Raw genomic sequence first — 13,775 nt, forward strand, 5'->3', positions numbered from 1 at the left:
AAGGTGATAAAATAAATGTTATGGAAAAAAGCGTGGCGTTGGTGGATGGTAGTTCTTAGTGCGATTTTCCTTAGCGCATGCTCGATTGATAGCCATTTGTATTTGCAAGAAGCAGCAGTGAAGATAGATGACCCGTTTGAAACGGAGACAGAACAGGAATTTTCGGGTCTCATTGTCACCTACTTGGCACTTCCACATGGTGAGAGCACGCTTTTGAGAATGCCAGGCGGTAAAACGATGCTGATTGATACGGGTACGGCAGAAGATTGGCCCATTCTTTCGGCGCGCTTGGCAGAGCTCAAGATCACACGGCTCGATTATGTAGTGTTGACGAACGACCAGCCTGAGCATATGGGAGGCTTCGCTTCATTGAGCCAACAAGTGCTTGTAAATGCCGTCATTTTGCCCAAGCTGATCGCGCCATCCATTCGCCATGTCGTGCTGCTTCGCTCCAACCAAAAGCAGATGGAAGCAGAGCAAGGACAAGTACTCACTCTTGAACAAGATATCTCCATGGAAGTGTTGCTCCCGGATGAACCGTTATTTTTATCGCCCCAGAATAATTCTCTCGTTTTTCGATTGACGCATGGCCAACTGCGATTTTTATTTATGAGTGCCGTGAATGAAAAAGCAGAAGAGCGACTGTTGGAACGGCAAAATGACAGATTGAAGGCGGAAGTGCTAAAGGTAGCTGGTCAGGGAAGCAATCAAGGCTCTTCGCAACCGTTTCTGACGAAGGTCGATCCCCAGGTCGCCATTATTCAGACAGGCCGATCGCGGGATCAAATGAAAGACGGTCAGACGGAAGTCATGGAGCGTCTGGGTGAGTCATGGGCTGAGACATACGTTACCAGCCACGACGGTTCCATTACCATTTTATCGAATGGAAAAGAATATCGGATTTTGAAGCAAAAGAATTAGGGGGGAAGACCGAACGTGGCAAAACACGAAAAGATTTCGGAAGCGGTCGTCCGTCGTTTGCCGATTTATCTGCGTTACCTCAGTTATTTGCAGCAGGTTGAGGTGACCACCGTTTCCTCCCAACAGATGGGCAAGAATCTCGATGTGAATCCTGCCCAAATCAGAAAAGATCTTGCAGCTTTTGGTGATTTTGGAAAAAAGGGAATCGGCTATGATGTCGATTATCTGGTGGAAAAAATACGTGAAATTCTAAAACTAACAGATGAAATCCGTGTCGCTTTGGTCGGAGCTGGGCATTTGGGCCATGCCATTAGTAACTACAACGCTTATTTGAAAGATAACATGCGGATTGCGGCCATCTTTGATAATAATCCAGAGAAGCAGGGTAAAAAAGTCGCAGGTATACCGATTCAGCCTTTATCAGAGCTGGAAGAGACAATCGTAAACAAGCAAATCAAGCTGGCGATTATTACGGTACCGGCACCTGCAGCGCAATCCGTATGTGATCAGTTGACTCAAGCGGGTATCAAGGGGATCTTGAATTTTGCCCCTACGACGATTCGCGCAGGAAAAGATGTTCGCATTCACTATGCGGACGTGACGTCCAACCTGCAAAGCCTGGCCTACTACTTGACATAAGAATGGAGTGTATACTATGAAAAAGACGATCCTCATTCACGCAACAGTCATTACCGTTAACGATACGAATGAAGTCATTCACGATGGTGCCGTAGCATTCGAAGGTAACAAGATTACGTATGTGGGCCCAACTCCTGAGGACCTATCAGAAGCAGGATACGATGAGGTTATCGATCAAAAAGGAGACTACATACTGCCTGGTTTAATCAACACGCATGGACATGCTGGTATGTCCCTCCTACGCGGTTATGCAGATGATTTGCCGCTGCAACAATGGCTGGAAGACAAAATGTGGCCATTGGAGGCGCAATTCACGGGAGATACAGTAAAATGGGGTACTCAACTGTCGCTTATTGAGATGATTCGTACGGGAACCACTACGTTTGTGGATATGTATGATCATATGGATGTTGTGGCAAAGGAAGTCGATGCAGCTGGAATGCGTGCCCGCCTTTGCCGAGGGATGATCGGTTTGTGTTCTGAAGAAGAACGTCAAACAAAGCTGAAAGACGCGACTCTTTTTGCAAAAGAATGGCATAATCAGGCAGACGGACGTATTACCGTCATGATGGCACCGCATGCGCCGTACACCTGCTCGCCAGAATTTATTACCCAAATTATCGAAAAAGCCGATGAGTTGTCCTTGCCGCTTCATATCCATATGTCTGAAACCGCTTGGGAAGTCGGTCAAAACGAGAAGGACTACGGACAGCGTCCAGTTGCACATTTGGAAAAGCTGGGCATGTTCAATCGCCCAACACTCGTAGCGCACGCTGTTCACCTTACGGATGAAGAAATCGACATTTTGGCAAAATACAACGTGAGAGTTTCTCATAATGTCGTGAGCAACCTGAAGCTGGCAAGCGGTGTTGCGCCTGTTCCGAAAATGTTGGCAAAAGGTGTAAGCGTATCACTGGGTACGGACAGCTCGGCAAGCAACAACAATTTGAATTTGTTTGAGGAATTGAAGCTCGCTGCGATCCTGCACAAAGGTGTAAATAACGACCCAGTAGCGGTTCCAGCAGAGGAAGCCCTTCGCATGGCTACTCGTTATGGCGCAGAAGGGGTGTTCCAACAAGAAACACTCGGAAGCATTGAAGTAGGCAAGCAAGCTGACTTGATCGTGATGGATAGCCATCAAGCTCATTTCCACCCAGCACACCAACCGATTTCACACGTGGTGTACGCGGCAAATGGACGAGATGTGAAAGATACGATTGTAGCGGGTAAATTCTTAATGCGTAATCATAAGTTGTTGACCATCGATGAGGAGCGCGCGATTTACGAAGCAAACCGCGTATTCCAAACGTTAAAACGGTAAAAGGCTCCTGTCAGGTGGGGGACAGGAGTAAGGCAGTGCAGGTGTAGGTAGGGGAATTGGATACTAAGACGTTCCGTTGTTCATTTTTGCCACAGCTTTTGTCAGGAGATGATGGCGAAAATGAAGAGTGGGTGTGTGCGACCATTGACGCAAGGGAGACGACAATCCTGCCCAGGAGACGCGGTATTCCTGTAACAGAAACCCAAGTATGTCAGGAGATGTGGTTTGTTGCGAAGATGTCACGCGCTCACCTCCTCGGGGTGTATGTGTAGTATGACCGCCCAACCTTAAGCTATGATTAGCAACTTTTCCGTGTCGTTCTAAAACCTTCCCGTATAGCATAGGCTAAAGACAAAAATGGGACAGGGGGGACGACATGTACATCCGGCCCAAAATGCTGTGGTGGCTCATTCCAATCCTACTCGGTCTATTTCTCCTCGGGATTGTATTGGGAACAGTAAGTCGATCTGCCAATACAGATACTGCGCCTGCGGTCAGACAAACAACAGGGACGAAGCAGACGAAGACGGTAGCGGAGCTTTTGGAGCAGATCACGAAGGACGAGGAACGCTCATTTCTCGTATACATGCAGAATCAGACCTTGCATGGGCGATATCAAAATGAGCAATTTCAGCTCGCAGGAGAAATCGGTGGCCACCAGCTTGAAATAGCCAGAAAAGATGGGCAGCCAGTATCGGTGCGAATGGATGGCCAGATACAGGATCATGCCGCTCTGCCGTATGCGATGTTCACCCCGCATGAGCACGCAGTATTGCTCAAAGGAGTTTTGCAATCGGTTAGCCCTGAACGCCTTGAAGATACTGCAGGGCAAGGATGGAGTGGATACCGGATAGCGGTACCACCTGAGGAAGTCTCTTCGTTATTATCGATGTGGTTAGGTCCATCCTTCCCTCTTCAGGATTTGACTCCGAATATAACGAACGGAATGAAAGTCAATTACCAACTTTGGTACGATTCAACTACGGGGCAGCTTCGCCAACTGGAGCTGGATTTGCAAATACAAACGGCAGTTGGAGTGAAGAGAGACCAGCTTCGATTCCGATTGTAATGTCAGCCACGTAAAGGAGTTACTTTGCTGTGTTAGTACGAATTATCCTATCAATTGTAGCCGTCATTTTACTTACGGGAGCTGGGTTCGCCTATCATCTGACGGCTTCTGTAGCAGGAGAGCGCAATCAATTTGAGGAAACCATTCGTCAGTGGGTCCAGGATCGCACGACAATCACTGAGATTGAAACCATTGATGAATATCGAGGCAAGGAGAGCTACGCTGTCGTCATTGGGAAAAATAAGGCGGGGACACAAGTTGTCGCTTGGATGACCGATCAAAAAGTTAGCTTCGATCGAATGGATCTTGCTGTTCCAAAAAAGAATGTAGAAGAGGCGGTTTACAAGTCCTTCCCGCAATCGGAGATCACTCATTTGGTTCCTGGTCTTGAAAACGATAAGAAATTTTGGGAAGTCACTGTCAAAGACAAAGACGGTCGTTTTCACTACATTCACTATGATCTATTCACTGGCGCTCTGTTAACCTCATACGTGCTCTCGCCAAGCTAAGACGCTGGTATCACGACAGGCCTTTTCCTTATAGGAGAAGGCCTGTTTGGCATTCCACCCAACATCTGTATAAGAAAATGATATACTCGTGTGATATACTGGGGATGTTGCAGAGAGAGAAAACGAGAACGATATTTATGGGGGGAGTAGCCGTGCAGATGAAAAAGAGCGCAATTGGATTATCTTTGGTGGCAACCTTGGCACTCCTGTTCGGAGGATGGTTCTTGTATCAAAAGATGGAGATTGAGGAGCCAATCCGTGCAGAAATTGGACAAATGCAGTCCGCAACATTGGGCCATTTGGAAATCAACAAAGATAAAATTCAAATAGATGTAACTGTTACAAAACCAGACGCATTTCCAGCAGAATATCGGAATCTGCTAACGGAGACAAAAAAGATCGCAGGGGAAAAAGAAGTGGTCATTGACATCGACAATCAGTCGACAACGATGCACGATATTTGGCAGAGTGGTCAATTTGTGTTTACAGAAGCAGTGGAGTTGCATGAATATAGCCGCATTCCAGCCCTTATGGAACAATGGAAAAAGGGGAATCAACTCGACCAAGCATCTGCATCGATGGATGACAAGAACATTTATGTTTATATGAAAAAAGGAACGGAGGATTTTTACACCATCATCCCCCGATCCAATGAAAAAGAGGTGACGGCACGTGCGTAAAGAAATACTGATCGGCGTCGTACCTGCACTGTTGATTTTTCTTGTTTTTCTTGGTGTAAACATTACGCCATTCCTGGTGTTCGGAGCCGTACTGGGTGCGATTTACTTTCTAGTCATCCGCCAGCAAAATGGTCAAGGTGGAAATGTCGCCCTCGGGGGGAAAAGAAAAGCAAACAAGCATGAGCTGCCGAAATCGGACGTGCAGTTTGCCGATATCGGTGGACAGGAACGCGCCAAAAAAGAACTGAAGGAATCGCTTGATTTTCTCGTGTATAAAGACAAAATTGAGCAGTACGGGATTCGCCCGATTAAAGGTGTTCTTTTGACAGGTCCTCCTGGTACGGGTAAGACACTGATGGCGAAAGCGGCAGCAAACTATACAAATTCTGCTTTTGTGGCGGCATCGGGTTCGCAGTTCGTAGAGATGTACGTCGGTGTCGGTGCACAACGCGTCCGTGAATTGTTTCAGGAAGCGAAGGCATTAGCAGAGAAAAATGGGCAAGACAGCGCGATTATTTTTATCGATGAGATCGATGTCGTCGGTGGAAAAAGGGACGGTCAACAGCAGCGAGAATACGATCAAACCTTGAATCAACTGTTGACGGAGATGGATGGTGTAGCTACGACTGACAAACCGCGGATTTTAGTCATGGCAGCTACGAACCGGAAGGACATGCTCGACGCAGCGCTGTTGCGTCCTGGGCGTTTTGACCGTCATATTAGCGTTGATCTTCCGGACAAACCAGCACGCGAGCAGATTTTGACCATTCATACAGCCAATAAACCGCTAGGCGAGGACGTCACACTGGAAAAAGTGGCTCAGGAGACATTCGGATTTTCTGGCGCACAGCTGGAGAGTGTAGCCAATGAAGCAGCCATTTACGCCATGCGTGACCGCCAGGACAAGATCACAGCGAAGCATTTTGGCTATGCAGTGGACAAGGTTATGCTCGGAGAGAAGGTAGACCGTCAAGCATCTGAGGAAGAGAAGAAGCGCGTTGCTCTCCATGAATTGGGACATGCCATTGTCAGTGAGAGCGTGCGACCAGGCTCTGTTTCGCAGGTCACACTGAGTCCACGAGGCAAAGCACTGGGATACGTCCGACAAAATCCAATGGAAGACCGCTATCTGTATACCAAGGAAGCGATGGAGAAGCAAATCATGGTTAGCCTTGGAGGAGCCGTAGCGGAGGAAATCTACTACGGTGGGCGCAGTACTGGATCGAAGAATGACTTCGAGCAGGCGCTGGGAATGGCACAAGAAATTGTACAAAGCGGTATGTCCGAGCTAGGGATTGTACATTTGCAATACGTGGATAAGAATCGGATTCATGACGAGGTTGAGCGTCTGCTGGAAGGATTGCTCGCAGAAACTCGCAATCTTTTGAGACAATTTGATTCCGTATTCCAAACGGGCTTGCATACATTGTTGGAAGCGGAAGTTCTGCAAGGCGATGAGTTCAGGGCCCTATTGTCACAAACGAAGGAAGAAGTTACTGTATAAGGGAAGATAATGAACCTGCTAGCCAAGGGAAGAGTCGGCGAAGCAGGTTTTTTTGTGTTTGCTAGCCACTTGGGCAAATCAGGATGAAACAATTTTGTAGACACGGTGCCAAATAAGTAAATGGATGAATATCCTACAAAGGTGATACGGGAATGAAATCAGGAGGCAAGGAGACCCTATGGCCAATGTGAACCGGCGAAAAGCAAACAAAAGTCTGAGCAAAACCTTTAGGCAGACCATGCACGAGTTACCGCTCTCATATACATCATCACCCGATCGGGAGTGGATGGAAGACCTCGAATTAAATCTGCTTGAAAGTCATTTGGAGAGCAGTCACAGAATACCTCCCATCTCTGCTGCCACACCGAAAGAGCAACAAAACCCGATTCCCAAAGTACCGAAGCAGGACCTATCCTCCAAACAGGACTCGTTTTCCAGACAGGATTCAACTTCCAGACAGGATTCAACTTCCAGACGGGATTTAGCTTCCAGACAGGATTTACCTTCCAAACCGGATACGTCTTCCAAACCGGATACGCCTTCCAAACCGGATACGTCTTCCAAACAGAACGTATCTTCCAAACAAAACGCTTCCTCCAAACAGAGCTCAACTGCTAATCCGAACTTTTATTCGAAGGTCATCAAAGACCGAAATGATGATCGTGTCCAATCATTTGTCTATACAGACGACTTGACAGATCAATCGGTGACAACAGAAAAAATTGCGAACCGTGCCATTGACGCGTCCAAAATTAAGCAAGGCGCCGTGGATAATTCGATTTTGAAGGATTATGCCGTGGACAGCAGTAAACTCGCGGACAAGAGCGTAACTTCCACCAAACTCGCCCCGCATGCGGTACAGAGGGATCATCTGGGGCAGGGAATCGTAAGCGGCGAGCATTTGTTGGATTATTCGATTTCCGCGCAAAAATTGATCAACCATAGCATTACTTCCGAGAAGTTAGCCGATAAAACCATCGACTCGATGAAATTTGCCGATCACTCGATCCAGAGCAAGCATATTCAGGAGCAAGCGATCACGAATGAGTTGATTCAGGATCAATCCATTACCTCGGAAAAAATAAAGATGGGGACCATTCAAACAAGTAATCTCGCCAATTATGTGATCAACACAGTGAAGATTGAGGATGGAGCTGTCACAGGCGATAAATTACGCGATGGAGCTGTAACTTCGACGAAGATAGACGAAGATACAATTGAGTCTCAACATATTCGTGAAGGCTCCATTTACCATCATCATCTCACGGAAGAGCTAATAGATGGCAGCAACATTAGCGCTGGTAGCATCACAGATCATCACATTGCATTTCAGGCCATTTATAGCCAACATTTACATCCAGAAGCGGTGACCAGTGATAAAGTGGGGCCGTATGCGATATTGACTGAGCATTTGGACAACAACAGCGTCACGGCAGAAAAGCTCGCCAAAGAATCAATTGGCAGCACACATTTACAAGCTGGCAGTGTCCTATCGAGTCACTTGCAAGACGGGATGCTGACGGCTAAAAAAATTGGGGATCAACAAATTACCTCAGCCAAGATAGCTGATAAGGCCATCACTGCCGACAAATTGGCGAACAGGTGTGTAGGAGAGCAACACTTGCTCGATGAGAGCGTGAGTTCACGACATCTGATTGACGGAACCATTCGTTCAGAAAAGCTGGCAAGAAGATCTGTGGAAGAACAGCATTTGACTGACAGAATTATTGGGGGCAATCATCTACGCGAGTACATCATCCAGACCCAGCATTTGCATGACCACTTGGTGACCACCTCAAAATTGGCGCCGGAATCTGTTTCCACAGACAAAATCTCGGATCTTAGCATTACGACAAGCAAGCTTGGTGATGCTGTCATCACAGCGCCCAAAATAGCCAAAGATGCGATCAAGACCCGCCATTTGGGCAGATCAGCCGTGACGGGGGAAAAGATAGCGGAAAAAGCAATTTCATCTACACATCTCAACAGTCACATCATTCAAGCGGATCATCTCCAGGGTAACACCATTTCCAAGGAAAAATTACAGGACGGCAGTGTTACCCGAGAGAAAATAGCCGATCAGAGCATTGATGCGAGCAAGCTAGATAGCCATTCCGTTCATGGTGCTCATGTCATAAAAGGCAGCCTGGATGGAACACATATTAAGGAAGGAACGCTCAAAGGAAGTCATCTGATTAGCAAGAGCATAACAGAACAGCATTTGCAAAACCGGATCATTACGCAGGAAAAACTGGCAGAGGACTCCGTGACCGGTTCTAAAATTGCGTCCAAAGCTATCACTACGCATCACATTGCAAATCAGTCCATTGATGCGGAGAAATTATCCTTTCCGGTAATTGAGACGCATAATCATATTGGAGTAACCTTGCAACAATACGGTTTCGTCCCCTTCAGGCTTTCTGCCACAAGCAAGTCTACAGATGTGATTGTTCGATTGCCGCAGCCTTTTGCGGATACACATTATTGTATGGTGGCGATGACAAATCAACCGGGCATCTATACATCGCTCAAATACACGAAAAGGACTGCAGCGCTCATCACCGTATTTCGCAATCAGGAGGGGCAGGAAGCGACTGGTCTGATTCACTGGATCGGGATTGGAGTAAAAGGAGTAGATGTCCCACACGAAATATTGGATTGGTCAACAGAGAGGGGACAATTGGAGGCAGAAGAAGTCGAGGAAGATCACGACTTTGATGAGGAAGACGTGGATGACAAAGATACGAATGATGAAGATGTGGAAGATGAGGACATGGTCGACGAAGATACGGATGATGAAGATGTGGAAGATGAGGACATGGTCGACGAAGATACGGATGAGGAAGATGAGGAAGACATGGAAGATGAGGACATGATCGACGAAGATACGTATGACGAAGATACGTATGATGAAGACAGGGAAGATGCGTACATGGACGAGGATGACATGGACGATCACGACACGGATGAAGATGAAGAAGACACGGATGATAGTGACCTCGAGCAAGATTATGAAAGTAGTGAAGAATACGATAGCGAGGACGATAAATAATTCGGTAGGAAACAACAATGGGGCGAGTGGATGATTCAGAAGTAGGGAGGCCGATGTTGAGATCAGGTCTCCCAAATGTATATTTAGTTTACATAATTATTTTATCGTTAACATTATACAGGGAGACTTTCATTGAATTTGCAGGCCCCCAATAGTATAATTGTTTGGTATACTTAGTCTGTATTTGCGTGGCATGGTAAATGGAGGGAATCATTCAATGTTGACGACGATTGCCCGAATCGGGCAGCATGTTGGACAAGAAGTACGCCTGGGATGCTGGTTATACAACAAACGCAGCAGCGGCAAGATTCAATTTTTGCAGCTCCGCGACGGATCCGGCTTCATTCAAGGTGTAGTAGTAAAAGCGGAAGTAGCGGAAGAAGTGTGGGAGAATGCATCGCAGCTCACACAAGAAAGCTCACTTTACATAACTGGTTCAGTTCGTGCGGATGACCGTGCACCAAGCGGTTACGAACTGACAGTAACAGGTGTGGAAATTATTCAGATCGCCCAGGAATATCCGATTTCCTTGAAGGAACACGGTGTTGACTTCCTGATGGACCATCGCCACCTGTGGCTGCGTTCTCCACGTCAGCGTGCAGTCATGGCTGTGCGCTCCGAGGTGATTCGCGCCATGTATGAGTTCTTCCACGAGAACGGTTTCGTAAAAGTAGACCCGCCAATTTTGACACCGACCTCTGCGGAAGGTACCACCAACCTGTTCCATACCAAATATTTTGATGAGGATGCGTATCTCTCGCAGTCCGGCCAGCTTTATATGGAAGCAGCCGCTATGGCGTTAGGTCGCGTTTACTCTTTCGGACCAACTTTCCGTGCCGAGAAATCCAAGACACGTCGTCACTTGATCGAGTTCTGGATGATCGAGCCGGAGATGGCTTTCGTAGATCACGAAGAAAATCTGCGTATTCAGGAAGCGTTTGTTTCTCATGTGGTACAATCCGTATTGAAAAACTGTGAGCGCGAACTGAAAACGTTGGAGCGCGATACAACAAAACTGCAAAATGTAACGGGATCGTTCCCACGCATCTCTTATGATGATGCGATTAAACTCTTGCAGGAAAAAGGTAGCGAGATTAAATGGGGAGACGACTTCGGTGCACCGGATGAGACGATGATTGCGGACCATTTCGACAAGCCTGTTTTCATCACCCATTATCCTACCGAAATCAAGGCTTTCTACATGAAGCCACACCCCGAACGTCCAGAAGTGGTTCTGTGCGCGGATATGATCGCACCAGAAGGCTATGGTGAAATTATCGGGGGTAGCCAGCGGATTGATGATCCAGAACTGTTGGAGAAACGTTTTGCTGAGCATGAGCTTTCGGAAGAGGCTTATCGCTGGTATATGGACCTTCGCAAATACGGTACAGTTCCTCACTCCGGCTTCGGTTTGGGTCTGGAGCGTACCATTGCATGGATTTGCGGGCTGGATCATGTGCGTGAAACCATTCCATTCCCACGCATGCTGAATCGTCTCTATCCATAGAGTTCCTTTATCGATGAACGATCTACACCCTGTTGCGCGAGGGCAGCAGGGTGTTCCTATTGTTTGACAGCGCGTTTTACGCACTCCCTTGTTATCCCAACCCAGAGGTGAATATGCGTTATGGACTCCCATATATTGCAATTGTTGCAAGAAGGAGCAACATCCGTCTCCAACCTTCTTTTGAAAATGTATAAGCGTATGTCATTGACTGATGACGAGATGATGCTTTTGATTCATCTGCTGTCCTTTCAGCAGGAAGGGAATCGATTCCCGACCTTAACAGAGCTGGAGGAACGCATGTCCATGACGAGCAGGAGATTGATTCAATCTCTTCAAAAGCTATTAAAAGAAGATTGGATTACGATAGATGAGTTTATCGATCCACAAACTGGTATGCGTCATGAGCAATATAATTTGACACCGTTGTACAAAAAGCTGTACCAGACCTGGCGGGAGCAGCAAGCAGACCCGAGAAGTATAGACCCTTTTATGGAAGTGGCCGTTTCTCTGGATGCCGAACCTGTTGCCATTTACGCTCGTTTTGAACAGGCATTTGGCCGCCCGCTAGCGCCGTTTGAATTGGAGAACATCCATATGTGGACCGAACAGGACGGCTATCAGGAAGACTTGATTTTGACCGCTTTGCGTGAGGCTGCAACCGTCGGCAAACTCCACATCCGCTATATTGACCGGATCTTGCTCGAATGGCAAAAGCAACAGATAACAACTGTAGAAGAAGCACGTCTTTACAGCTTGAACTTCCGCAGACAAGCAAATATGAGAGACCACGGGCAACCGCTTTGATTTCATCCAAATCAAGCGGTTTTTTCTATGTCACCGTACACGTACCCATTTTCCTTGTCTGTCATAACATATTACGTAGATGCAAGCTTCAGGAGGCGATAACTTGTGGAAAAACGAAAAAAATGGGATCTGTCTCATTGGGTAACACCAGGTGTGTTTTCAGGAAGCTATGTCGTAGATGAGGCAGTTCAACGTATTTCAATCGTAAAAGCCAATGAAAAACAAGATGAGGTAGTAAAGGAAAACGTCCAGGAGCTGGTCGTAAATACAACAGCAGAGCAGCCGAAGGAACTGCTCTTGGAGCCTACCTTCGAAATTATTATGAGAGAGACCGACGAGGCCGTCGTGGAACAGGTTCACCAGCTTGAGCAAGAAGTGATGGAACTGAAAGAGGCACTTGCTTCATGGGAAGAAAGATGGGAGAACCTTGAAGAAAACCATGCCAAACAATTGCAGTACTTGTATCAAGTGGTTCTTTCACTGAAAAAGGAGTGGGAGATCGAGCGAAATGAACATCGCGATTATTAGTCCAGGTCCCTTTTCTGTACCACCGGTCAAAGGAAGCTCGGTCGAACACGATATTGACGAGGTCACAAAGATGATCGAGCCCATGCATAACGTGACGATCTACACTCGTCAATGTGCGACCTACCCAACCTCATCCGTGGAAGAAAATCGGCGGTTCATTCGTGTCCCCTATCAAGGGCCAAAGCCATATTTGCGCCGGATTATTCATCATATCAAGAAAAACAAGCCAGATGTCATTCTTGTGGAAAACAGACCGATCTATGTTCTCACATTAAAACGCCATTTTCCCAAGATCCCAGTCTTTGTGAATATGCACTCTCATGTATACGGGTCACAGCCGATCATCAGCAAGGAAAATATGAAGCGTGCCGTTCGACTGGCAACAGGTTTTATTACGAACAGTGAATTTTTACGTCAACATTTTATTCGGACGTGCAAGATTCCTGCCAATAAAATCCATGCAGTTCACCTCGGAGTCGATGTCACACCTTATCAGGTTGCAAAAATAGCGGTCAAAAAAATGCGTCAAGAACTCGGATTGAAGCCAGATGATCGCATCTTGTTTTATGCCGGACGACTTATGCGCGGCAAAGGGGTACATGTGCTGATCAAAGCCTTTCGCCAGGTGAGCAAACAAGACCCGAAAGCCAAACTCGTGATTGTGGGGGGGACGGGATACGGCAGCAATCGCCTAAATCCGTATGTTCGAGAGCTCAAACGACTTGCGAAGCCCTTGGGGGAAAAGGTGCGCTTCGTCAATTTCGTCCCATCCGCAAAAATGCCGCTTTACTACCAAATTGGGGATGTCGTAGCCACACCGTCTGTTTGGAAAGAAGCGTTTTGCCGTGTCAATTTAGAGGCAATGGCTGCCGGAAAGCCTGTCATTTCCACTCCACGTGGCGGCATTCGTGAAGTCGTTGCCCACGAGAAAAGTGGCTTTATCATCCCGCCAAAAGATTGGGAAAAAGGATTGCCTGCTGTGTGGGAGTTGTTGTGGAGTTCGCCAGCCGTCCGGAATGAAATGGGCAAACAGGCTCTGCAACGAGCAAAGTTTTTTTCTTGGTATGCAACTGCGCAAGGCTATCTGAACGTATTTGAATCAGTCGTTCCAACACAAATAGAAGAGAAACAGCAGCTTTTAAAAACTGGTTAATTTGAGTGGAAATGAAGTAGGTGGTTGCCTTTTCTTGCACCAATGTGGACGTCTGCCCTGTCCAGCTATCCAGATACGCATACCTTAT

At 47.0% G+C, this 13,775-nt stretch carries 13 protein-coding genes; 12 read left to right on the forward strand and 1 reads right to left on the reverse strand.

Annotation, left to right across the window (positions count from 1 at the left end; genetic code table 11):
* The first annotated feature begins 15 nt into the window (after nt 1-15).
* The 3 genes from BBR47_RS12805 to BBR47_RS12815 are packed head-to-tail and all read left to right on the forward strand — an operon-like array spanning nt 16 to nt 2,881.
* Nucleotides 16-921, forward strand: coding sequence for a ComEC/Rec2 family competence protein (locus tag BBR47_RS12805; protein ID WP_012686189.1), 906 nt, complete (start codon nt 16-18; stop codon nt 919-921).
* A gap of 15 nt (nt 922-936) precedes the next feature.
* The gene (locus BBR47_RS12810) at nt 937-1,560 is read left to right on the forward strand and encodes a redox-sensing transcriptional repressor Rex (protein ID WP_012686190.1); all 624 of its coding nucleotides are present in this window, start codon (nt 937-939) and stop codon (nt 1,558-1,560) included.
* A gap of 16 nt (nt 1,561-1,576) precedes the next feature.
* Nucleotides 1,577-2,881: an amidohydrolase gene (locus BBR47_RS12815; RefSeq protein WP_012686191.1), complete on the forward strand. Its 1,305-nt coding sequence runs from the start codon at nt 1,577-1,579 to the stop codon at nt 2,879-2,881.
* A gap of 63 nt (nt 2,882-2,944) precedes the next feature.
* On the opposite strand, the gene BBR47_RS30860 is transcribed toward BBR47_RS12815, so the two are convergent.
* Complete coding sequence (locus tag BBR47_RS30860) at nt 2,945-3,124, reverse strand: hypothetical protein (protein WP_133257456.1); 180 nt, start codon at nt 3,122-3,124, stop codon at nt 2,945-2,947.
* Nucleotides 3,125-3,257: 133 nt separating this feature from the next.
* Between BBR47_RS30860 and BBR47_RS12820 the strand changes: the two genes are divergently transcribed.
* The 9 genes from BBR47_RS12820 to BBR47_RS12860 all read left to right on the forward strand — a co-directional run bounded on the left by BBR47_RS12820 (nt 3,258) and on the right by BBR47_RS12860 (nt 13,687).
* Complete coding sequence (locus BBR47_RS12820; RefSeq protein WP_012686193.1) at nt 3,258-3,950, forward strand: hypothetical protein; 693 nt, start codon at nt 3,258-3,260, stop codon at nt 3,948-3,950.
* Nucleotides 3,951-3,979: 29 nt separating this feature from the next.
* Entirely contained in the window at nt 3,980-4,459 is a 480-nt protein-coding gene (locus BBR47_RS12825; RefSeq protein WP_012686194.1) for a DUF5590 domain-containing protein, read from the forward strand.
* Between the two features lie 152 nt (nt 4,460-4,611).
* A complete protein-coding gene (locus tag BBR47_RS12830; RefSeq protein ID WP_041749393.1) occupies nt 4,612-5,139 on the forward strand; it encodes a hypothetical protein in 528 nt (175 codons plus the stop codon).
* Nucleotides 5,132-6,643: an AAA family ATPase gene (locus tag BBR47_RS12835; RefSeq protein WP_012686196.1), complete on the forward strand. Its 1,512-nt coding sequence runs from the start codon at nt 5,132-5,134 to the stop codon at nt 6,641-6,643. The genes BBR47_RS12830 and BBR47_RS12835 overlap by 8 nt, the downstream gene beginning before the upstream one ends.
* Before the next feature lie 178 nt (nt 6,644-6,821).
* Nucleotides 6,822-9,695, forward strand: coding sequence for a WIAG-tail domain (locus BBR47_RS12840; RefSeq protein ID WP_012686197.1), 2,874 nt, complete (start codon nt 6,822-6,824; stop codon nt 9,693-9,695).
* 217 nt (nt 9,696-9,912) lie between these two features.
* Complete coding sequence (gene asnS, locus BBR47_RS12845; protein WP_012686198.1) at nt 9,913-11,202, forward strand: asparagine--tRNA ligase; 1,290 nt, start codon at nt 9,913-9,915, stop codon at nt 11,200-11,202.
* Nucleotides 11,203-11,322: 120 nt separating this feature from the next.
* Entirely contained in the window at nt 11,323-12,006 is a 684-nt protein-coding gene (locus tag BBR47_RS12850; protein WP_012686199.1) for a DnaD domain-containing protein, read from the forward strand.
* Nucleotides 12,007-12,111: 105 nt separating this feature from the next.
* Complete coding sequence (locus BBR47_RS12855; protein WP_041749394.1) at nt 12,112-12,534, forward strand: hypothetical protein; 423 nt, start codon at nt 12,112-12,114, stop codon at nt 12,532-12,534.
* Nucleotides 12,515-13,687, forward strand: coding sequence for a glycosyltransferase family 4 protein (locus BBR47_RS12860; protein ID WP_012686200.1), 1,173 nt, complete (start codon nt 12,515-12,517; stop codon nt 13,685-13,687). The genes BBR47_RS12855 and BBR47_RS12860 overlap by 20 nt, the downstream gene beginning before the upstream one ends.
* Nucleotides 13,688-13,775 lie beyond the last annotated feature (88 nt).

Source organism: Brevibacillus brevis NBRC 100599 (assembly GCF_000010165.1).
Classification (GTDB): Bacteria; Bacillota; Bacilli; order Brevibacillales; family Brevibacillaceae; genus Brevibacillus; species Brevibacillus brevis_D.

Excerpts from the sequence above, each read along its gene's own strand:
- BBR47_RS12805 (WP_012686189.1), top strand. The coding sequence starts at position 16 with ATGTTATGGAAAAAAGCGTGGCGTTGGTGGATGGTAGTTCTTAGTGCG.
- BBR47_RS12815 (WP_012686191.1), top strand. The coding sequence starts at position 1,577 with ATGAAAAAGACGATCCTCATTCACGCAACAGTCATTACCGTTAACGAT.
- BBR47_RS12820 (WP_012686193.1), top strand. The coding sequence starts at position 3,258 with ATGTACATCCGGCCCAAAATGCTGTGGTGGCTCATTCCAATCCTACTC.
- BBR47_RS12840 (WP_012686197.1), top strand. The coding sequence starts at position 6,822 with ATGGCCAATGTGAACCGGCGAAAAGCAAACAAAAGTCTGAGCAAAACC.
- asnS (WP_012686198.1), top strand. The coding sequence starts at position 9,913 with ATGTTGACGACGATTGCCCGAATCGGGCAGCATGTTGGACAAGAAGTA.
- BBR47_RS12850 (WP_012686199.1), top strand. The coding sequence starts at position 11,323 with ATGGACTCCCATATATTGCAATTGTTGCAAGAAGGAGCAACATCCGTC.
- BBR47_RS12860 (WP_012686200.1), top strand. The coding sequence starts at position 12,515 with ATGAACATCGCGATTATTAGTCCAGGTCCCTTTTCTGTACCACCGGTC.